The following is an 18,618-nucleotide window of genomic DNA, read 5'->3' on the forward strand; positions in this document are numbered from 1 at the left end:
TCCCCTATTCCCTAATCACGCATCCTTTTCGGCCTGCTCATTGACCGGCCCTGGCTCGACCGGCGCGTCGGCGGCAATTTTCGGGCCGCCCTTGGCGACGCCGACCATGGCCGGGCGCAGCACCCGCTCGCCGATCGAATAGCCCGGCTGCACGACCTGGACCACGGTGTTGGCCGGCACATCGGGATTGGGCACTTCGAACATTGCCTGGTGGAAATTGGGATCGAACTTTTCGCCTTCCGGCGCGAGTTTCTTGACCCCGTGCCGTTCCAGCGCCGACAGCATGGCGCGCTCGGTCAGGTCGACGCCTTCGATCAGTGCCTTGAAGCCGGCGTCCCCCGACGCCTTGGCCTCGGCGGGAATGGCATCCAGCGCGCGGCGCAGATTGTCCGACACCGACAGCATGTCGCGGGCGAAATTCGCCACCGCATAGGTTCGCGCGTCATGCACGTCGCGCGCGGTGCGGCGGCGCAGGTTCTCCATCTCGGCCGCGACGCGCAGCGCGCGGTCCTTCAGTTCTTCGTTTTCCTTCAGCAGTCGTACAAGCGCTTCATAGTCGCCATCGATGCTGCCTTCCGTGCGCTCGGCATTGGCCTCGGCCGCCTCGGCTTCACTGGGCGCGCGTTCGTCTTTTGCCTGGTCGCTCATCGCCGTTTCCCGTCATCTTGAATGGTGTGGATTTTGTGCCCGATATCGAGGTTCGCAGGCCAAAAATCAAGGGGAAAGCAACCGCAAGGCCCTTTGAAGACGCCGGGACGATGCTGCGATTTTAATTCAAATTTTACCGTACTTGCCGGCTTTGCTTGCCTCAGGGGCGTGATGGGGGAACCATTCCCTTGCTGGAGGAGTTTCGGAGCCGACGCAGGATTTTTGAGATGATGACCCGCAAAAAGCTTGAAAAGGGCGAGAGGCTCGCCGCGGAGGTCCGGCGCCAGCTCGGTGCCGAGACGATGGCGCGCTTTCTGCGCACCTTGCCAGCCTTCCACACGGAGACCGACATCCCCGATCGTTTCAGGCAATTGCTCGACCGCCTTGACCGGGTCGAGAATGGCGACGCCTGGCGGCGGCAGTAGGCGCCTCGTCCGGCCTTACGCGACAATTACGCACAGTAACTTTACGTGAAGGCCGGCTTGCGGCGGCGGCGCACCCTGCCTATGCTTCCTGATGAACATGATTTCCCCCGAAATGGCGGCCAGTAGCAAGCGCGCCTGGCTCAAGATTCTGGCACGCTACAAGAAGCCCGACAGGCGGCGCAGCGCACTCGAACTCGCCATTACCCTCATTCCTTTCGCCTCGCTGTGGGCTCTGTCTTCCGCCGCCTATGCCTACGGCCATTGGTGGGGGCTGATCCTCATCCTGCCCGCGGCCGGGTTCCTGGTGCGGATCTTCATGATCCAGCACGATTGCGGCCATGGCTCGTTCTTCGCCAATCGCATTGCCGACGACTGGATCGGCCGAGCGCTCGGTGTCCTGACGCTGACGCCCTACGATTGCTGGCGGCGTGCCCACGCCGTGCATCATGCCAGCGCCGGCAATCTCGATGAGCGCGGCATGGGTGACATCAGGACGTTGACCGTCGCCGAGTACCGGCGCCTGTCCTGGCGCGGGCGCCTGGCCTATCGCCTCTATCGCCATCCGCTGGTGATGTTCGGGCTCGGGCCGATCTGGTTGTTCATCTTCTCGCAAAGGCTGCCCATCGGCATGATGCGCGGCGGCTTTACGCCCTGGGTGTCGTCGATGACCACCAATCTCGCCATTGCGCTTGCGGCGGCATTGCTTATCTGGGCCGTCGGTCCCGGCGCGTTCCTGATTGTCCATCTGCCGATCGTCATCCTCGCCGGTTCGGCCGGCATCTGGCTGTTCTACGTCCAGCATCAGTTCGAGGAGACCGAATGGGCGAAGGACGAGGAATGGCAGTTCCAGCATGCCGCCCTGCACGGCTCGTCCTACTACGACCTGCCGCCGGTTCTGAACTGGTTCACCGGCAATATCGGCGTCCACCACGTCCACCACCTCTCCGCCAAGGTGCCCGGCTACCGGTTGCAGGAAGTGCTGCGAGACTATCCGGAACTGCGCGGTATCGGCCGCGTCACGCTGCTCGACAGCCTGCGCTGCGTCAAACTGGCCTTGTGGGACGAAAGCCGCAGCAAGCTGATATCGTTCCGAGAGGCACACGCGGCGCTGTAGCGCTTGTCTTGCTTCCCATCAACGGAGAGGTGAAGTGCGGTCCGCGCAGCGGACGAAAAGCCAATTGCCTGGCTTTTCGAACAATGCCCAAGGGCCGCATGAGGAAGCAGCGCAAAGCTTTCCAACCTGAGTTGAAAGCGTAGAAGAGCAGCCGGTTCTCAGAGCCTCAGGCCGCCTGCCGCTCGTCGCGCATCAGGATCTCGCCATGGCGGATCTCCGTGCCCAGCACCTTCAGGCATTCGCGAATGAAATTGGACAGGCCCGGCCAGCCCTTGGCAGATACGAGATTGCCGTCGACATGGGCTCCGTTCGGCGCGACGTCGATATAGATACCGCCGGCCAGCGTCACTTCCGGCTCGCAATAGTGAAGCGCCGCCACTTCCCTGCCCCGCACCACGCCGTCGACCGCGATCAGGATCTGCACGCCGTGGCAGATGGTGAAGATCGGCTTGCCGGTCTCATGGAAGTGCCGCACCAGCGCCTGCACGCGCTTGTCGATGCGGATGTATTCGGGACCGCGCCCGCCCGCCGCGTAGACGGCATCGTACTGGCCCGGATCCACCTCGGAAAACGTCTTGTTGAGGATGTAATCGTGGCCGAGCTTTTCGGTGTAGGTCTGGTGGCCCTCGAAATCGTGCAGCGATGTCTTCAGTACATCGCCCGCCTTCTTGTCCGGGCACACGACATGCACGGTGTGGCCGACGGCATGCATGGCCTGCTCAAAGACGAAAATCTCATATTCCTCGCTGAACTCGCCAACGAGCATCAATATTTTCTTACCAGCCATTCCCGGTTCCTCCCTTTGTGGCCATTTATTTCGGATGACGAAATAATCGACTTATCGTAAGGGCAGGACGGTGAAAGGGGAAGCGGAAATCGCCCTATTGGTAAGACCAGTTTTCGGAGACGGGCACGATCACCAGCAAATTCGAGTCGTTAAAAAGGCCAAAATGGAATCATTGGTTCGACCAGACTACGGTCAGGCAACCGCCTTGATCATGCCCGCGGCCTTCTCGGCGATCATGATGGTCGGCGCATTGGTGTTGCCGCCGATCAGCCTCGGCATCACCGAGGCGTCGACGACGCGCAAGGCTTGCATGCCGTGGACACGCAGTTCCGGATCAACCACCGCCATATCGTCGATGCCCATCTTGCAGGTGCCGGCCGGGTGATAAATCGTGTCGGCGCGGGCACGGATATGGGACATAAGCTCCGCGTCGCTCGACACGCCGGCAGTGTAGATTTCCTTGTGGCGGTATTTGGCCAGTGCCGGCGCCTCCAGGACACCGCGCATCATTCGAACACCCCTCAGCAGAAGCTCGCCGTCACGTTCGTCCGATAGAAAGCGCGGGTCGATGCGCGGTGCCGCCAGCGGATCCGCGCTCGACAGCCCGACCTCGCCCCGCGAATATGGCCGCAGCACGCAGACGTGGCAGGAAAAACCGTAACCCATATGCAGCTTGCGGCCGTGATCGTCGACGATGGCGATGCAGAAATGCAGTTGCAGGTCGGGCCGGTCGATCGCTGGGTCGGATTTGAGGAAGGCGCCGCCTTCCGCGTAGGGCGTAGCGATCATGCCGCCGCCATCCCTGCGCCAGCGCAGCATATGCCGCAGCAGGCCAGGCAGACCGCGCACACCGATGCCCATCATGTCGGCGTCCTTCGACGTCCAGCCCAGGATGAAATCGAGATGATCCTGCAGGTTCTTGCCCACTCCGGGCAGTTCGTGAGCAACCGGAATACCGTGCACGGCAAGTTCGGCGGCGGGGCCAATGCCCGATAGCAACAGCAGTTGCGGCGAACCGAAAGCGCCGCCGCAGACAATGACCTCGCGCCCGGCTTGTGCAATCGCTTCGCTGTTGCCCTTGCGATAGCGAACGCCGGTCGACCGCTTGCCGTCAAGCACGATGCCCGTGGCTTGTGCTCCGGTGATGACGGTAAGGTTGGGCCGGCTCATGACCGGATGCAGATATGCGGCAGCCGCCGAGCATCGTTCGCCATTGCGGCGCTCGTCCCAGAATTGCGTCACCTGATAGAGCCCCGCCCCTTCCTGCTCCGGTCCGTTGAAATCGTCGTTGCGGCGTATCTGGTTTTCGCCGCAGGCCTCGACAAAGGCCCTTGAGAGCGCACGCGGCTCCTGCTGTTCGCCGACCCGCAGCGGTCCTTCGCTGCCATGTAGTGCGTCTGCACCGCGCTGATTGCCTTCGGCGCGCCGGAAATAGGGCAGCACGTCGTCCCACGACCAGCCCTGGCAGCCGAGATCGGCCCATTCGTCATAGTCGCCACGGTGCCCGCGCGTGTAAAGCATGGCGTTGATGGCACTGGAGCCGCCGAGCGTCTTGCCGCGCGGCTGGTAACCCTTGCGGCCGCCAAGCCCAGGCTGCGGCACCGTCTCGAACGCCCAGTTGTTGATCTTCGGCCGGCCCGGCAGCAGCGCGATGACGCCGGCGGGTGCGCGGATCAGCAGATCCTTGCCGGCTCCTCCCGCCTCGATCAGGCAAACTGTTTTCGAGGTATCTTCGGAGAGCCGCGCGGCAAGCGTGCAGCCGGCGGACCCGCCACCGGCGATGACATAGTCGTAGCGCATGAGACCCCTCCCAGATCGTCAGGCGGATATTTCTATCCGGACGATCAGAGAAGGCCCGATCGCGGGCGATGTAAAGACGCGTGGACCTACCGCCGCGTCAGTTGCCGCGGGCCCGCCGCCAGGAATATCTCGGACCCTTGGGCTCCGATATGGCGGCCGGCTGGTAGTAAAGCCCCAACCCGCCGGTACGGCCCTCCTCCAGGCGTTTCAAGAGCACTGGATTCGAGATCTCGAACTCGTCGAAGCCAAGCCGCAGCATGTGCGGCAACGGGTCGACCAGGATCTGCCCGGTGGCACGCAGCGCGCCCGTGAAATGATAGCGGTTGCGCAGCAGTTCGCCCTTGGTGAAAGACCGGCCGTCGCCGAAAGCCGGGAAGGCCAGCGCCACCAGCGACAGCTGGTCGAGCAGGTCGGCGATCTTCTCGAGCTGATCGCCGGGCTGCAGCACGACGCCGAGCCGCTCCTTCGCCGAGCGGCGCACCTCCGGGTCAAGATCGAGGAATGCCTGCAACGGCAGGATGAAGCGGCCGTTGCCTGCCAGCGCGTCGGCGCTTTCGGCATGGGTCCACTCGTCCTCGCGAAACCCTTCAGGGGTCCAGAGCCGGGTCTCCGGTGTCGTCGGTTCAGTCATCAAAATTCCTAAAAATTCAAAGAGCTCAAGGGTGTGCTGAAATTCAGGTCAGGCCGCTTCGAAAACGGCTGCTTCCGAGAACCGGAGCGGAGCGTACTTGAAGTACGTGAGCCCCGGAAGCGCAGGAAGCTGCCGTTTGCAGGCCGGCCTCACCTGAATTGCAACATACCCTATAGTGATGCGTCGGTCAGCGACACTTCCAGTCCCGACAGGTGAATGCCGCACTCGGTCTTGGCGTGACCGGCCCAGCGGCCGCTGCGCGCGTCCTCGCCCGGCTGCACCGGCTGCGTGCACGGAAAGCAGCCGATCGACAGATAGCCATAGGCGACCAGTGGATTTTCGCGCAGCGCATGCGAACGCATGTAGTCGGCCTGATCCGACGTCGTCCAGTGCGCCAGCGGATTGATGCGGATGCGCGGGCCGACCGCCTCGAACACCGGAAGTGCGGCCCGTGTCGAGGCCTGGAAGCGCTTGCGACCTGTGAACCAGGCACGGAAGGGGGCGACGCCACGTGCCAGCGGCTCGACCTTGCGCACGTCGCAGCAGGCATCGGTGTTGTTCTGATGCAGATTGCCGGTCGGGTCGATCCGTTCGAGCGCCGCCTCGTCGGGCTTGATCACCCGGATGTTGGTCAGCCCGAAATCGGCGACCAGCGCGTCGCGATAGCCGAGCGTCTCCTCGAAATGCTTGCCGGTATCGAGGAAGATGACCGGTAGCGTGCGGTCGATCTCCGCGATCATGTGCAGCAGCACCGCCGAATCCGCGCCGAACGAAGACACGGCGGCGATCTCGTCGTGGAACAGGTCCCTGGCCGCACGTTCGATGATCTCAAGCGGCTTCAAATGGCCATAGAGCGCATCGAGGCCCGCCGCCTTGGCGGCGGCGCCGTCCTCGACGTCGGCAACACGGTCAAGCGGCCTTGGCTTCGCCAGCATAGAGCGCCTCCTTGAACGGCGCGGGACCGACACGGCGGTAGGCGTCGATGAATATTTCCTGTGGGTTGAGCCGAAGGCCGAGATAGGTATCGACGATCGTCTCGATGGCGTCGGTGATCTCTTCCGACGAGAAGCCGCGGCCGATGATCTCGCCGACGGAGGTGTTTTCGTCGGCCGAACCGCCGAGCGTCACCTGGTAGAGCTCGGAGCCTTTCTTCTCGACACCGAGGATGCCGATATGGCCGACATGGTGGTGGCCGCAGGCATTGATGCAGCCGGAGATCTTGAGCTTCAATTCGCCGATCTCGCGCTGCCGCTCCAGCGAGGCGAAGCGTTGCGAGATTTCCTGCGCGATCGGGATCGAGCGCGCCGTCGCCAGCGCGCAATAATCGAGGCCCGGGCACGAGATGATGTCCGAGATCAGGTTGGAATTGGCCGTCGCCAGCCCGATGTCGACCAGCGCGTCATAGACCGCCTTGAGGTCGGCGCGCGCCACATGTGGCAGGATCAGGTTCTGCTCATGGCTGACGCGCAACTCGTCGAAGGCGTATCTTTCGGCGATATCGGCGACGGCTTCCATCTGGCTGTCCGATGCGTCGCCCGGTACCTCGCCGATGCCCTTGAGCGAAATCGTCACCGCGGCATAATCGGGATGGCGATGCGTCACCACGTTCTGGTCGAGCCAGTCCGAGAAGCCCTTGGAATCCAACCGCGCCACCTTGACGGCCGCGTCGCCTTCCGGACGCCCGGCCAGCGCCGGCGGCGCGAAATAGGCCTCGATGGCGCGGATGTCCGCCTCAGGCAGCTTCAGTTCCGCATCCTTCAACTCCTGCCACTCGGCCTCGACCTGGCGGGTGATTTCCTCGGCGCCGGTCTCGTGCACCAGGATCTTGATGCGCGCCTTGTACTTGTTGTCGCGGCGCCCATAGAGATTGTAAACGCGCAGGATCGCCGTGCAGTAGGACAGAAGGTCGGCCTCCGGCAGAAAGTCGCGAATCTTCCTCGCCACCATCGGCGTGCGGCCCTGGCCACCGCCGACATAGACGGCGAAGCCGAGTTCGCCGGCGGCGTTCTTCTTCAGGTGCAGGCCGATGTCATGCGTCTGGATGGCGGCGCGGTCACGCTCGGCTCCCGTCACCGCGATCTTGAACTTACGCGGCAGGAACGAGAATTCCGGATGCACCGACGACCACTGCCGCAGGATTTCCGCATAGGGGCGCGGATCGGCGACCTCGTCGGCGGCAGCGCCGGCAAAATGGTCCGCGGTGACATTGCGGATGCAGTTGCCGCTGGTCTGGATGGCGTGCATCTCGACGCTGGCCAGGTCCGCCAGGATCACCGGAATGTCCGACAGCGCCGGCCAGTTGAACTGGATGTTCTGGCGCGTGGTGAAATGGCCGTAGCCCTTGTCGTATTTGCGGGCGATGTGGCCGAGCATGCGCAACTGCTTGCCGTTCAGCGTGCCGTAGGGCACGGCGATGCGAAGCATATAGGCGTGCAGCTGCAGGTAAACGCCGTTCATCAGCCTGAGCGGCCGGAACTGGTCCTCGGTGATCTCGCCGGACAGCCGGCGCTGGACCTGGTCGCTGAACTCGGCGACGCGGGCCTGGACAAAATCGTGGTCGAACTCATCGTAACGGTACATGCTTCGTCTTTCAGGGCGCGTCCGCCCACTTTCACTTTCAGTCTGGCTTACGCCGCCCGTATAGCCTGCTTGCCGAGATCGCCACGAATAGTGGGACCGGCGGCGCGGATCTTCTCGCGCAACCGCACCGGCTCGACGACGCCGTCGACGACTTCCGCGTCGATCAGATTGACGTCGACCACTTCATTGTCGGCATAGGCCTTGGCGCCGATCGCCTCCAGCCGATCCTCGGCCGCCTTGTCATGGGCAAGGTCTGCATGGTCCACCGTCTCGGCCCAGCCGCCATCGGCGTACCAGACGGCGATGCCGTCGCCGAGGCGATTGGCGGTCAGTATCTTCATGGCTGAACTCCCTCGGTGGCCGCTACGGGCGCATGCCTGTGAGCCGCGAGCGGCTCGGACCGCTCGAAATTGGCCCCGGCGACAGCGTCGCCGATGATGGTCATGACCGGTCCCGACAGATCCGCGCGCGCTTCCAGCGACGGCAGGTCGGCGAGTGTGCCGTGGAAGCGTCGGCGATTGGTCAGGCTGGCATTCTCGACCACGGCGACCGCCGTGTCCGGCGACAGGCCGGCCTCGATCAGCCGGCCGGCAACTTCGGCCGCGACCGAGCGGCCCATATAGACGGCGACGGTAGCACCGGAAATGGCGAGCTTGGCCCAGTCTGGCAATGAATTGCCCTTGAGATCGTGGCCAGTGGTGAACACCATCGAGGAGGAAACGCCGCGCAGCGTCAGCGGCAGCTCGAAATCGGCGGCAGCGGCGAAGGCCGCGGTGACACCCGGAACCACCTCATAGGCGATGCCGGCATCGCGCAGCGCCGCCATCTCCTCGCCGGCGCGCCCGAACACCAGCGGATCACCCGACTTCAGCCGCACGACGCGCTTGCCCGCACGGCCGAGCTCCACCAGCAATGCATTGATTTCGGCCTGGCTCTTGGTGTGGCAGCCCTTGCGCTTTCCCACCGGCAGACGCTCGGCATCGCGGCGCCCCATGGCGACGACCGCCTCCGGCACCAGCGCGTCATGGACGATGACGTCGGCTTCCATCAGGAGACGATGCGCCCGCAGGGTCAGGAGATCCTCGGCGCCGGGACCGGCGCCCACCAGGGCGATGTGGCCGCGAACGGGCGCGTCGGACGTCAGCAGATCGGCGGCGGCTTCGCGCGCCCGCGAAAATTCGCCAGCCTCGACCGCGCGCGCCGGCGCTCCACCGAAGAAGTCGCTCCAGAAACGGCGACGTATATTGCCCCTGGGCAATCTCTCGGCGGCATTGCGGAACGAGGCGGCAAGCGCCGCCAGCGCGCCAAGCGACGGCGACAGCATGCGGTCGATGCGGCCGCGCAGCATCTGCGCCAGCACCGGGCCTGCGCCTTCGGTGCCGATGGCAATGGCGACCGGCGCGCGGTTGACCAGCGCAGGCGTGAAGAAATCGCAGAGGTCCGGCCGGTCGACCGCATTGACCGGAATGCCCAGCCGGCGCGCGTCGGCGGCCACGCGACGATCGAGCGTCTCGTCGCCGCTGGCGGCAAACACCATCACGGCGCCTTCGAGCCGCGAGGCGTCATACCCGGCGGCCACATGGTTCGCGCCGGTCTCGGCGATGAAGGCCAACAGCTCCGGTTCGGCATTTGCGGCGATGATGTACAGAACCGCGCTCGACTGGGCGATCAGCCGCGCCTTGGCCAGCGCCTGCTCGCCGCCGCCGACAATGGCCACGGCTTCGCCCTCGACCCGCACGAAGACGGGAAAGGCATTGAGCTTGGTGGTGGCTTGCGGCATCAGAAAAGCAATCCGGGAACAGTTTCGCAGTTTTACGCCCAGGCATAAAAAAGCAGAAGCAAAGCACTCGCTCATCCGGTGATGGCAGGCAATCGCTTTTTCGCAACCGCGAAGAGCAGGAGAAAAATATTCCACGCCCATGTCCTGAGCACACCAGGGCCGTCGAAACAGGCCTTGATTTCAGGCACTTTTAGCTGCCGGCGACCTGTCCCGCAAAATAGTTTTTTCTAAATTCTACCAATTCAGTAGATTAAAGTCGTGCAGAGGCGATTTCATGTTTGCCGCCCGTCTTCGCGACCGCTCGGTCCGCCGTTTCAGTTGGAACGTGACCGGCCAGAACGCGTTCCCGGAATAGCCACCACTCAACAAGGAGCGTTTTCATGAACACGATCAATTTGAAGCATGGCATTTGGGTTCTGGTGGCCGACGGTGAAAAGGCGCTCCTGCTCAAGAATGCCGGCGACACCAAATTTCCCAACCTTGAAGTGGTGCAGGTGATGGAACAGGAAAACCCGCCCACCCGCGAACAGGGAAGCGACAGCCCGGGCCGATACAATGATGGCCCATCCGTACACCGCAGCGCGGTCGAGGAGACCGACTGGCACCGTATCGGCAAGGAACGCTTCGCCCAGGAGATTGCCGCCCGGCTCTACAAGCTTGCCCATGACGGCGAGTTCGACAGCATCGTGCTTGTCGCCCCACCGGTGGTGCTCGGTGCCATGCGCAAGAAGCTGCATAAGGAGGTTGGTGACAAGGTGACGGCCGAGATCCCGAAGACCATGACAAATCACGGCATCTCCGAGATCGAGGCCTTGTTGCAAGCAGCCTGATCGCCGGCAACAGGACGAATACCATCGCGAGCTGGAACAAATCGGCGGCATCCGTTCGCCGGTCCAGCATTTTGTCGCCGCGGCGTCGCTTTTCGTACCCTTGCGGGTTGCATCATCGTTACCGCTTCCACCATATTGCAAGCCAGGCGACGGCTTCGGGCGGCGCATATCCGACATCGCTAGCTTGAAAGGCGCTCCATAGACAATGCCGCATGACACGCCCCTTATCGCCACCATCGTCGCCGGTCTGGGGCTGGCTTTCGTCTTCGGCGCTCTCGCCAATCGTTTCCGCATTCCGCCACTGGTCGGCTATCTCGTAGCCGGCGTGCTGGTCGGGCCGAACACGCCCGGTTTCGTCGCCGACGCCGGGCTTGCCAACGAATTGGCCGAAATCGGCGTCATCCTCCTGATGTTCGGCGTTGGCCTGCATTTTTCGCTCAAGGACCTTCTGTCGGTCCGCGCCATCGCCGTGCCTGGCGCCATCGTCCAGATCGGCTTTGCCACCGCACTCGGCGCCGGGCTGTCCTGGATGCTCGGCTGGTCGATGGGCGCGGGCCTGGTGTTCGGCCTGGCGCTGTCGGTCGCCTCGACCGTGGTGCTGCTGCGCGCACTTCAGGAACGCCGGCTGATCGAGACCGAGCGCGGCCGCATCGCCGTCGGCTGGCTGATCGTCGAGGACCTGGCCATGGTGCTGGCGCTGGTGCTGCTGCCGGCGCTTGCCGGCGTGCTCGGCGGCCAGGAACAGGCCGATGCCCATTCGAGCGGCCTGCTGACGCTGCCGGCCAGCTATGGCATCTGGGGTGTCGTCGGCATCACGCTGGCCAAGGTTGCCGCCTTCGTCGTCGTCATGCTGGTGGTCGGCCGCCGGGTCATTCCGTGGATCCTGCACTACGTCGCCCATACCGGGTCGCGCGAGCTGTTCCGTCTCTCGGTGCTCGCCATTGCCCTCGGCGTCGCCTTCGGCGCGGCAAAATTGTTCGGCGTCTCGCTGGCGCTGGGCGCCTTCTTCGCCGGCATGATCATGAGCGAATCCGAGCTCAGCCACCGAGCGGCGGAAGAATCGCTGCCGCTGCGCGATGCCTTCTCGGTGCTGTTCTTCGTCTCCGTCGGCATGCTGTTCGACCCGTTCAGCCTGATCAGCAACGGCCTGCCGATCCTGGCGACGCTGGCCATCATCGTCATCGGCAAGTCGCTGGCGGCGTTCGTCATCGTCGTCGCCTTCGGCTATCCCCTGGCCACGGCCTTGATGATTTCGGCCAGCCTTGCCCAGATCGGCGAATTCTCCTTCATCCTGGCCGAACTCGGCGTCGGGCTGAAACTTCTGCCCGAACAGGGCCGCGACCTCATCCTTGCGGGGGCCATCCTGTCGATCGTGCTCAACCCGCTGATGTTCCTGGTCATCGACTGGATGAAGCCTTGGCTGGAGGCCCGCGCCGCCAGGACGGCACCGCCGGTGGACGCCAAGCCGGTTGGTCCGGCGACGGAACCGGGTCAGGTGGCCTCCGTTGCCGCGACGTCCAGCAAGGAAGACGGCCCGCCGCCGAGGACGGCGCTTGCCGGTCATGCCATCCTGATCGGCTATGGCCGGGTCGGCGGCCTCGTCGGTGCCGCGCTGAAGGAAGCGGCACTGCCTTTCCTCGTCATCGAGGATGCCGACAAGACGCTGGCGAAGCTGAAAGCAGATGGCATCGAAACCATCGCCGGCAATGCCGCCAATGCCGAAGTGTTCGCCGCCGCCAATCCGGAGGGCGCAAAGCGGCTGATCCTTGCCATTCCCAATGCCTTCGAGGCCGGCCAGATCGTGCTGCGGGCACGCACCGCCAATCCCAACATCAACGTCGTCGCCCGCGCCCATTCCGACGCCGAGGTCGAGCATCTGAAGGGGCTCGGCGCCGATACGGTGATCATGGGCGAACGCGAGATCGCGCGCGGCATTGTCGAAGAGGTGCTTGGCCACAAGCCGCGGGCCGCTGAACCGTCCGCTGCCTGAACCGACGTGCCACAGGCGCGCTGATCATGCCACGAATGCCGAACCGCCGTTTTGCGCGACGCTGACGAGGTATTTTGCCGGAGGCTTGCCAAGCGCCTTCTTGAACATGGTGATGAAGGCGGTGACCGAGCCATAGCCGAGATCGCCCGAGACCTGCTGCACACTCGCACCCGAGGCCAGCTCCCGAATGGCGACGATCAGGTGCAATTGCTGGCGCCAGCGCCCGAAGCTCAAGCCGGTCTCCTTGACGACGAGACGCGCCAGACTGCTTTCGCTGAGCGCAACGCGGCTGGCCCATTGTGCCAGCGTGCTGCGATCGGCGGGGTCCTGCGCCAACGCCTCGGCGATCCGCCTCAATCGCGGCTCGGCTGAAATCGGGAGATGCAGTTGCTGGACAGGCATGCGCGGCAGTTCGGCAAGCAGGGTCCTGGTCAGGAGGTCATCCCTTGCCTTGTCGTCCTGCACGCTGTCGGACAGCTCGACGATCAGTTCGCGCAGCAGCGGCGAAATTGAAAGCGTGCAGCACCGGTCCGGCAATTCGGCGGCTCCCGGCTCGATATAGACGAAGAAGATCCGGGCATTGGCCGTGGCGATGTTGCTGTGCTCCATGGCGCCGGGGATCCATACCCCGCAATGTGGCGGCACCATCCACAGGCCGCTCGGAACGCGGCATGTGACGCCGCCTCCGAGCGCAAAGACGAGCTGGCCCTTGCGATGCCAATGAGCGGGAACCTCTGCACTGGTTTCGGTGACGTCGACACGAACGGCGATGGCTGGCGCCAGCACGTCATCGACATCGAAATTGAGCCATGGGTAGCGAAGAGGCTGTCTCATGATCGACTGCTTTTAGCGATTAAATGCCATGATAGCTAAATTCCTCGAGCTGCGAAGCCGGTAAGGTCCGGCGTCCAGCAAGAAGGGTGCGTAGCCATGCTCGCCTTAGTCATATCTTCCGACAGCGCCACGCAGCTCAGGCTGGCCGAGGTGGAAGAACCTCGGCCCCTCGCGGACGAAGCGCTCGTCTCTGTCCACGCAACCTCGTTGAACCGGGGTGAACTGCGCCTGCTCACCATCCGTCCGAACGGCTGGAGACCCGGCCAGGACATCGTTGGAATTGTCGAACGCGCGGCCGCCGATGGCTCCGGGCCGGCTGCGGGCACCCGGGTCGCGGCCTTGGTCGACCAGGCCGGCTGGGCCGAACGGGTCGCCGTTTCAACCGACCGTCTCGCCGTCCTGCCGGATGAGGTCGGCTTCGTCTCGGCAGCCACGCTCCCCGTGGCGGGCACGACGGCGCTCAGGACTTTGCGCCATGGCGGTGACCTGGCCGGCCTAAAGGTCTTGATCACCGGTGCAAGCGGTGCCGTCGGCCGCTTCCAGATCCAGATCGCCCGCGAGCAGGGTGCTTCAGTGACCGCCATCGCCGCCGGCCGGCACCACGAGGATCTGCGTGGGCTGGGAGCCGAGCAGATCGTCGAGTCGATCGAGCAGGCCGAGGGGCCGTTTTCGCTGATCACCGAGTCGGTCGGCGGCAAAAGCCTCGCACATGCGATCGAACGCGTCGCGCCCGGTGGGACAATCGTCATCTTCGGTTCGAGCAGCGGCGAACTCACGCCGGTTGGATTCCGCCAGTTCGTTCCGGGTCACGAAGGGGCAAGGCTTCAGACATTCGCCTACTACACGTCCGGTTCCGCCATCGGCGCTGACATCGCCGCGCTGCTTGCCCTGGTCGCCGCCGGACGGCTGGAAACCCGCGTGGCTATGACCGCGCGGTGGACGGAGATCGGACAAGCCCTGGACGCGCTGCGCCAGCGCAGCTTCAGCGGCAAGGCCGTTCTCACCCTGGCCGGATGAGCAGGCCTTGGCTCGACCAGTTCAAACGTGCTGGCCGCCATTGATGTGGATTTCCGAGCCGGACACATAGGAGGACTGGGCCGAGCACAGGAAGAAGATGATGTCGGCGACTTCCGCCGTGGTACCCAGGCGCCTGAGCGGGATGGTCTCGACGATCTTGTCCGTGCCCGGCGACAGGATCGCCGTGTCGATCTCGCCCGGTGCGATGGCGTTGACGCGGATGCCGTGCGGGCCGAAATCATGCGCCATCTCGCGCGTCAGCGAGCCAAGTGCGGCCTTCGACGTCGCGTAGGCGGTGCCGGCGAAGGGATGCACGCGGGTGCCGGCGATCGAGGTGACGTTGACGATCGAGCCCTTGGCCGCGGCTAACTCTTTGAACAGCCCCCGCGCGAGCATGATCGGCGCGAAGAAATTGACCTGGAACACGTCGCGCCAGACATGCATCGGCGTGTCGATCGAGTTCATGCGGCTGTTGCCATCCCTGAGCTTGGGCGAAATCCCGGCATTGTTGACCAGCGCATTGAGCTGGCCGCCATGCGCTTCGAGCCGATGACGGATCTCCGACACGGCAATACCGACATCTTCCTGATCGGCGAGATCGACCTTGATGTGGTCCTCGGGACCGGCAGGCCACGGGCAATCCTCGGCGAAGGCCTGGCGCGAGCAGGTGATGACGCGCCAGCCCTCGCGCGAAAAGCGCTTGACCGTGGCATGGCCGATGCCTCGGCTGGCGCCGGTCAGCACGATGGTTTTTCTGGTGTCGAGTTCAGCCATGTCGCGGTCTCCGGCCGGAGGTGTAGCCGAACACCGTGGCGCTGGCGAGAGGCGGATTGACGCTCAGCCGCCACCGAGAATGTCGAGGATCGAAGTCCGCTTCTTCTTCAACGGACCGCCAACGCTGCCCGGAGGGACCGGATGCCCGACCGAGGCGGTCGTGCCATTGTCAGCCGGCATGTCAAAACCATCGGCATCGACGGTTTGGGCGGGTCGCGCCGCGCGGACCGGCGCTGGCCTGGCCGGTGCCGACGCCTGCACGGTCGGCGCTTGCTGTCCGACCGAAGCCGACGGAACCGGTGCCGGCTGGTTGTTGTCGGCCGAGGGAATGTCGTCGGGCACAATGGTATCCGGCGGCGTCGACTTCCAGGTGCCGGGCAGCGGCCGCACCGGCACGCCCTCATGCGCCGCGACCATGAATTCGTGCCAGGCCTGCGCCGGCAGCGCGCCGCCGGTGACCTTCTTCATCGCCGTGCCGTCATCATTGCCGAACCACACGCCGGTGGTGAGATTGGCGGTGTAGCCGACGAACCAGGCGTCGCGCGAATTCTGGCTGGTGCCGGTCTTGCCGGCCGACGGCCAGGCGAAGGCCGCCTTCTTGGCGGTGCCGACCTCGACCGTACCGGTCATCATCGAGTTCATCATGCCGACGATCTCGGGCTTGATCACACGCGGCGCGCTGCCGCCGGCGCTGTCATAGAGCACCTTGCCGTCGGCTGTCGTCACGCGGCGGATGAAGTGGATGTCGGGCTTGTAGCCGCCATTGGCGAAGGGCACATAGGCCGAGGTCAGCTCCAGCGGCGTCACTTCCGAGGTGCCAAGCGCGATCGAGGTGTTGGCCAGCAGATCGGACTGGATGCCCATGCGGTGCGCGGCTTCCACCACCGCGTTCGGCCCGACCTCCATGGTCAGCTGCGCGGCAACCGAGTTCAGCGACTTGGCCAGCGCCGTCGCCAAGGTGACTTTGCCAAAGTACTTGCCGCCGTAATTGTCGGGCGTCCAGTTGCCGATCTTGATCGGCGCGTCGTTGCGCACGCTGTCGGGCGTACGGCCGGCCTCGAGCGCCGCCATGTAGACGAACGGCTTGAACGCCGAGCCAGGCTGCCGGCGCGCCTCGGAGGCGCGGTCGAACTGGCTGGTCGAATAGTCATAGCCGCCGACCATGGCGCGCACCGCGCCGGAATCGTCGATCGATACCAGCGCGCCCTGGGTGACGTTGAGCTTCTTGCCGCTGTCGTCGATCAGCCGGCGGATCGACTGTTCGGCAAGCTTCTGCAGGTTCAGGTCGACGGTGGAGTCGATGACGATATCGCCGCGCACGTCGCCGATCAGGTCGGGCAGTTCTTCCATGATGGTGTCGGCGACATAGTTTTCCGAGCCGGTCCAGTAGGACGGCGAGCGCGTCGCCGGCGCGCTCAGCGCCGTCTTCAGCTCCTTCTCGCTGATCTTGCCCTCCTCGCGCATGGCGGCGAGCACCAGTTGCGAGCGCTCCTCGGCGGCCTTGGGATCGCGCGCCGGCGACAGCCGCGAGGGCGCCTTCAGCAGGCCAGCCAGGAGTGCGGCTTCCGACAGGGTGACGTCGCGCGCGCTCTTGCCGAAATAACGCCGCGAGGCCGCCTCGACACCATAGGCGCCGGAGCCGAAATAGACCCGGTTGAGGTACATTTCGAGGATCTGGTCCTTGGTGTGCTTATGCTCCAACCACAGCGCCAGCAGCACTTCCTGCACCTTGCGTTCCAGCGTGCGGTCGGGCTTCAGGAATAGGTTCTTGGCCAATTGCTGCGTTAGCGTCGAACCACCTTGCGAGAAGTGCCCGCCGGCGAGATTGGTGACCATGGCGCGCGACAGGCCGATCGGATCGACGCCGAAATGCGAATAGAAACGGCGGTCCTCGATGGCGATCACCGCCTCGGGAATATAGGGCGACATTTCGTGCAGGCCGACCGCTTCGCCGCCACTCATGCCGCGATTGGCCAGCAGCTGCCCGTCGGCCGAGACGATCTTGATATTGGGCGCGCGGTCCGGGATCGACCAGGTCGTGGCCGCGGGCATCTTGGCGCCGTAGTAGACAACGACGCCCGCGACCGCGATGCCGCCCCATATGGCGAGCACGAAGCACCAGTAGACCAGCCGGCCGAGCACGCCGAACAGGCCGCGCCCGCTTCCACCGCGCCTCCCCCGGGCCGATTTCCCCTTCGATGATTTGCGTTTGGCGGAGGCTTTGCGGTTGCTCGGCACGACGCGGTCCTCCTCGCTCACCGAAAGACCCGTCTGGGATTTCGCCCGTGGCGGTCCCTCGAAGCTGGGCTCGATGCGGCTGTCTCTGCGGTTCGCCATGCGCTGCGCTGATATCCCCGGTGCCAATGGCGCTCGGGTTGAAGAGTAGATGCGGCGATTTAAGGGCGGGTTAAGCAGGCCTTCGGCCAAGCCTTTGAATTTCGTTAGGAATTTGTTAATCCTGTTGCCGCCGGTCTTGGTGGCCGGATGACAGCCGGCTTATGCGATGCGAAGCCTCTGCTGGACCTCTTGGCCGCAACGCGCGCCTTATTTGCCTTCCCTACGTTTTTCGATCTCATAGGTCAGCCATCGGCAGAACATGCCGGCAATCGAAGCCGCCGCGCCGACAAGCAGACATGTGGTCAGCAGCGGGCTTTTGGAAGCGCTCGACCAACTGACGATGGCCAGCAGCACAACGCTCAGGGTTGAGATCAGATAACCCACGCCCTTGAGCAAGTGCAAAGAAGCTTTTGTCATGCCCTGAAATCTCCTCGGCCTGCTCTTGGGAACATTCATTGCGCCTTGGAGTTCCATCCCGGATCAACCCGGAACGCGACAGAGGCGCCTCATGCCCGACTACCTCAAGCTGCCGACGACGACGAAGGGCCTTGTCAGGGTCGTCATCGAAACTCCGCGCGGTGCCGCGGCCAAGGTAGCCTATGAGCCGGCTATCCAGGTATTCGGCTATGTCCGCCCTTTACCGGTCGGAATGACCTACCCCTACGATTGGGGTTTTATTCCCTCCACATTGGGGGACGATGGCGATCCCCTGGATGGGCTAGTCATCCATCAGGCCGCCACGGGTCCCGGCACCGTCATCAAATGCAACCTCTTGGGTGCGCTGCGGGTCAAGCAGAAGGATCACGGCGGCGAGGCCCTGCGCAACGACCGTTACGTCTTCTGTCCTCACAAGGAGGACGCTGAGGACGAGCCCGTGGCCGCCGACCGCGTGCCCGAGCATCTCAGGCGCGAGATCGAACAGTTCTTTCTGTCGTCGGTGCTTGGCACCGGCAAAACCATCAAGTTCAAAGGCTGGCAGGATGCCGGTGAAGCGCGCAGGGCAATCAAGAAGGGCATGAAGGCCTTTGCCGCCAGGCTACGCAAGTAAGCATGGCCATTTTCCGGTGCGTT

At 64.2% G+C, this 18,618-nt stretch carries 18 protein-coding genes; 6 read left to right on the forward strand and 12 right to left on the reverse strand.

The features are described from left to right. Positions 1-15 precede the first annotated feature (15 nt). Complete coding sequence (gene grpE / locus EN861_RS23205; protein ID WP_127280462.1) at positions 16-648, reverse strand: nucleotide exchange factor GrpE; 633 nt, start codon at positions 646-648, stop codon at positions 16-18. 227 nt (positions 649-875) lie between these two features. On the opposite strand from grpE, the gene EN861_RS23210 reads away from it, so the two are divergent. After that, positions 876-1,073, forward strand: coding sequence for a hypothetical protein (locus EN861_RS23210; RefSeq protein ID WP_127280461.1), 198 nt, complete (start codon positions 876-878; stop codon positions 1,071-1,073). 91 nt (positions 1,074-1,164) lie between these two features. Then, positions 1,165-2,187 (forward strand): fatty acid desaturase, encoded by a 1,023-nt coding sequence (locus tag EN861_RS23215; RefSeq protein ID WP_127870004.1) that lies wholly within the window; start codon positions 1,165-1,167, stop codon positions 2,185-2,187. 166 nt (positions 2,188-2,353) lie between these two features. Here EN861_RS23215 and EN861_RS23220 read toward each other — a convergent pair whose 3' ends face one another. The 7 genes from EN861_RS23220 to cysG all read right to left on the reverse strand — a co-directional run bounded on the left by EN861_RS23220 (position 2,354) and on the right by cysG (position 9,765). Beyond that, positions 2,354-2,974, reverse strand: coding sequence for a DJ-1/PfpI family protein (locus EN861_RS23220; RefSeq protein WP_127280673.1), 621 nt, complete (start codon positions 2,972-2,974; stop codon positions 2,354-2,356). A 192-nt stretch (positions 2,975-3,166) separates the two neighbouring features. After that, positions 3,167-4,774, reverse strand: a complete 1,608-nt coding sequence (locus EN861_RS23225; RefSeq protein WP_135865758.1) for a GMC family oxidoreductase N-terminal domain-containing protein — start codon at positions 4,772-4,774, stop codon at positions 3,167-3,169. 97 nt (positions 4,775-4,871) lie between these two features. Then, the gene (locus EN861_RS23230; protein ID WP_135865762.1) at positions 4,872-5,405 is read right to left on the reverse strand and encodes a DUF934 domain-containing protein; all 534 of its coding nucleotides are present in this window, start codon (positions 5,403-5,405) and stop codon (positions 4,872-4,874) included. 170 nt (positions 5,406-5,575) lie between these two features. Then, positions 5,576-6,340, reverse strand: a complete 765-nt coding sequence (locus tag EN861_RS23235) for a phosphoadenylyl-sulfate reductase (RefSeq protein WP_135865764.1) — start codon at positions 6,338-6,340, stop codon at positions 5,576-5,578. Continuing rightward, complete coding sequence (locus EN861_RS23240; RefSeq protein WP_135865766.1) at positions 6,315-7,985, reverse strand: nitrite/sulfite reductase; 1,671 nt, start codon at positions 7,983-7,985, stop codon at positions 6,315-6,317. The genes EN861_RS23235 and EN861_RS23240 overlap by 26 nt, the downstream gene beginning before the upstream one ends. A gap of 47 nt (positions 7,986-8,032) precedes the next feature. Beyond that, positions 8,033-8,326, reverse strand: a complete 294-nt coding sequence (locus EN861_RS23245) for a DUF2849 domain-containing protein (protein WP_127281321.1) — start codon at positions 8,324-8,326, stop codon at positions 8,033-8,035. Continuing rightward, positions 8,323-9,765, reverse strand: coding sequence for a siroheme synthase CysG (gene cysG, locus EN861_RS23250; protein WP_135865768.1), 1,443 nt, complete (start codon positions 9,763-9,765; stop codon positions 8,323-8,325). Before cysG ends, EN861_RS23245 begins: the two co-directional genes overlap by 4 nt. 380 nt (positions 9,766-10,145) lie before the next feature. Between cysG and EN861_RS23255 the strand changes: the two genes are divergently transcribed. After that, on the forward strand, positions 10,146-10,595 hold the full coding sequence (locus tag EN861_RS23255; protein ID WP_135865771.1) for a host attachment protein: 450 nt from the start codon (positions 10,146-10,148) through the stop codon (positions 10,593-10,595). 205 nt (positions 10,596-10,800) lie between these two features. After that, a complete protein-coding gene (locus EN861_RS23260; protein ID WP_135865773.1) occupies positions 10,801-12,585 on the forward strand; it encodes a cation:proton antiporter in 1,785 nt (594 codons plus the stop codon). Between the two features lie 24 nt (positions 12,586-12,609). On the opposite strand, the gene EN861_RS23265 is transcribed toward EN861_RS23260, so the two are convergent. Beyond that, the gene (locus tag EN861_RS23265; RefSeq protein WP_135865775.1) at positions 12,610-13,419 is read right to left on the reverse strand and encodes a helix-turn-helix transcriptional regulator; all 810 of its coding nucleotides are present in this window, start codon (positions 13,417-13,419) and stop codon (positions 12,610-12,612) included. A 96-nt stretch (positions 13,420-13,515) separates the two neighbouring features. Between EN861_RS23265 and EN861_RS23270 the strand changes: the two genes are divergently transcribed. Next, complete coding sequence (locus EN861_RS23270; RefSeq protein ID WP_135865777.1) at positions 13,516-14,436, forward strand: zinc-binding dehydrogenase; 921 nt, start codon at positions 13,516-13,518, stop codon at positions 14,434-14,436. 21 nt (positions 14,437-14,457) lie between these two features. Here EN861_RS23270 and EN861_RS23275 read toward each other — a convergent pair whose 3' ends face one another. From EN861_RS23275 to EN861_RS23285, 3 genes are all read right to left on the reverse strand, one after another. After that, positions 14,458-15,210 carry an SDR family oxidoreductase gene (locus EN861_RS23275; RefSeq protein ID WP_127870014.1) on the reverse strand — a complete coding sequence of 251 codons (753 nt, stop codon included), beginning with the start codon at positions 15,208-15,210 and terminating at the stop codon, positions 14,458-14,460. Positions 15,211-15,273: 63 nt separating this feature from the next. Continuing rightward, positions 15,274-17,547 carry a transglycosylase domain-containing protein gene (locus EN861_RS23280; RefSeq protein WP_135865779.1) on the reverse strand — a complete coding sequence of 758 codons (2,274 nt, stop codon included), beginning with the start codon at positions 17,545-17,547 and terminating at the stop codon, positions 15,274-15,276. A gap of 207 nt (positions 17,548-17,754) precedes the next feature. Then, positions 17,755-17,964: a hypothetical protein gene (locus tag EN861_RS23285; protein WP_127277475.1), complete on the reverse strand. Its 210-nt coding sequence runs from the start codon at positions 17,962-17,964 to the stop codon at positions 17,755-17,757. Positions 17,965-18,055: 91 nt separating this feature from the next. Here EN861_RS23285 and EN861_RS23290 point away from each other — a divergent pair, with 91 nt between their 5' ends. After that, a complete protein-coding gene (locus EN861_RS23290) occupies positions 18,056-18,595 on the forward strand; it encodes an inorganic diphosphatase (protein WP_127277477.1) in 540 nt (179 codons plus the stop codon). Positions 18,596-18,618 lie beyond the last annotated feature (23 nt).

It is taken from the genome of Mesorhizobium sp. M8A.F.Ca.ET.218.01.1.1, from assembly GCF_004791165.1.
Taxonomy (GTDB): domain Bacteria; phylum Pseudomonadota; class Alphaproteobacteria; order Rhizobiales; family Rhizobiaceae; genus Mesorhizobium.

Coding starts and splice junctions, on each gene's coding strand:
- EN861_RS23235 (WP_135865764.1), bottom strand. CDS start 6,340: ATGCTGGCGAAGCCAAGGCCGCTTGACCGTGTTGCCGACGTCGAGGAC.
- EN861_RS23280 (WP_135865779.1), bottom strand. CDS start 17,547: ATGGCGAACCGCAGAGACAGCCGCATCGAGCCCAGCTTCGAGGGACCG.
- EN861_RS23285 (WP_127277475.1), bottom strand. CDS start 17,964: ATGACAAAAGCTTCTTTGCACTTGCTCAAGGGCGTGGGTTATCTGATC.
- EN861_RS23255 (WP_135865771.1), top strand. CDS start 10,146: ATGAACACGATCAATTTGAAGCATGGCATTTGGGTTCTGGTGGCCGAC.
- EN861_RS23210 (WP_127280461.1), top strand. CDS start 876: ATGATGACCCGCAAAAAGCTTGAAAAGGGCGAGAGGCTCGCCGCGGAG.
- EN861_RS23265 (WP_135865775.1), bottom strand. CDS start 13,419: ATGAGACAGCCTCTTCGCTACCCATGGCTCAATTTCGATGTCGATGAC.
- EN861_RS23230 (WP_135865762.1), bottom strand. CDS start 5,405: ATGACTGAACCGACGACACCGGAGACCCGGCTCTGGACCCCTGAAGGG.
- EN861_RS23270 (WP_135865777.1), top strand. CDS start 13,516: ATGCTCGCCTTAGTCATATCTTCCGACAGCGCCACGCAGCTCAGGCTG.
- EN861_RS23240 (WP_135865766.1), bottom strand. CDS start 7,985: ATGTACCGTTACGATGAGTTCGACCACGATTTTGTCCAGGCCCGCGTC.
- EN861_RS23290 (WP_127277477.1), top strand. CDS start 18,056: ATGCCCGACTACCTCAAGCTGCCGACGACGACGAAGGGCCTTGTCAGG.
- EN861_RS23225 (WP_135865758.1), bottom strand. CDS start 4,774: ATGCGCTACGACTATGTCATCGCCGGTGGCGGGTCCGCCGGCTGCACG.
- EN861_RS23215 (WP_127870004.1), top strand. CDS start 1,165: ATGAACATGATTTCCCCCGAAATGGCGGCCAGTAGCAAGCGCGCCTGG.
- EN861_RS23260 (WP_135865773.1), top strand. CDS start 10,801: ATGCCGCATGACACGCCCCTTATCGCCACCATCGTCGCCGGTCTGGGG.
- EN861_RS23245 (WP_127281321.1), bottom strand. CDS start 8,326: ATGAAGATACTGACCGCCAATCGCCTCGGCGACGGCATCGCCGTCTGG.
- grpE (WP_127280462.1), bottom strand. CDS start 648: ATGAGCGACCAGGCAAAAGACGAACGCGCGCCCAGTGAAGCCGAGGCG.
- cysG (WP_135865768.1), bottom strand. CDS start 9,765: ATGCCGCAAGCCACCACCAAGCTCAATGCCTTTCCCGTCTTCGTGCGG.
- EN861_RS23220 (WP_127280673.1), bottom strand. CDS start 2,974: ATGGCTGGTAAGAAAATATTGATGCTCGTTGGCGAGTTCAGCGAGGAA.
- EN861_RS23275 (WP_127870014.1), bottom strand. CDS start 15,210: ATGGCTGAACTCGACACCAGAAAAACCATCGTGCTGACCGGCGCCAGC.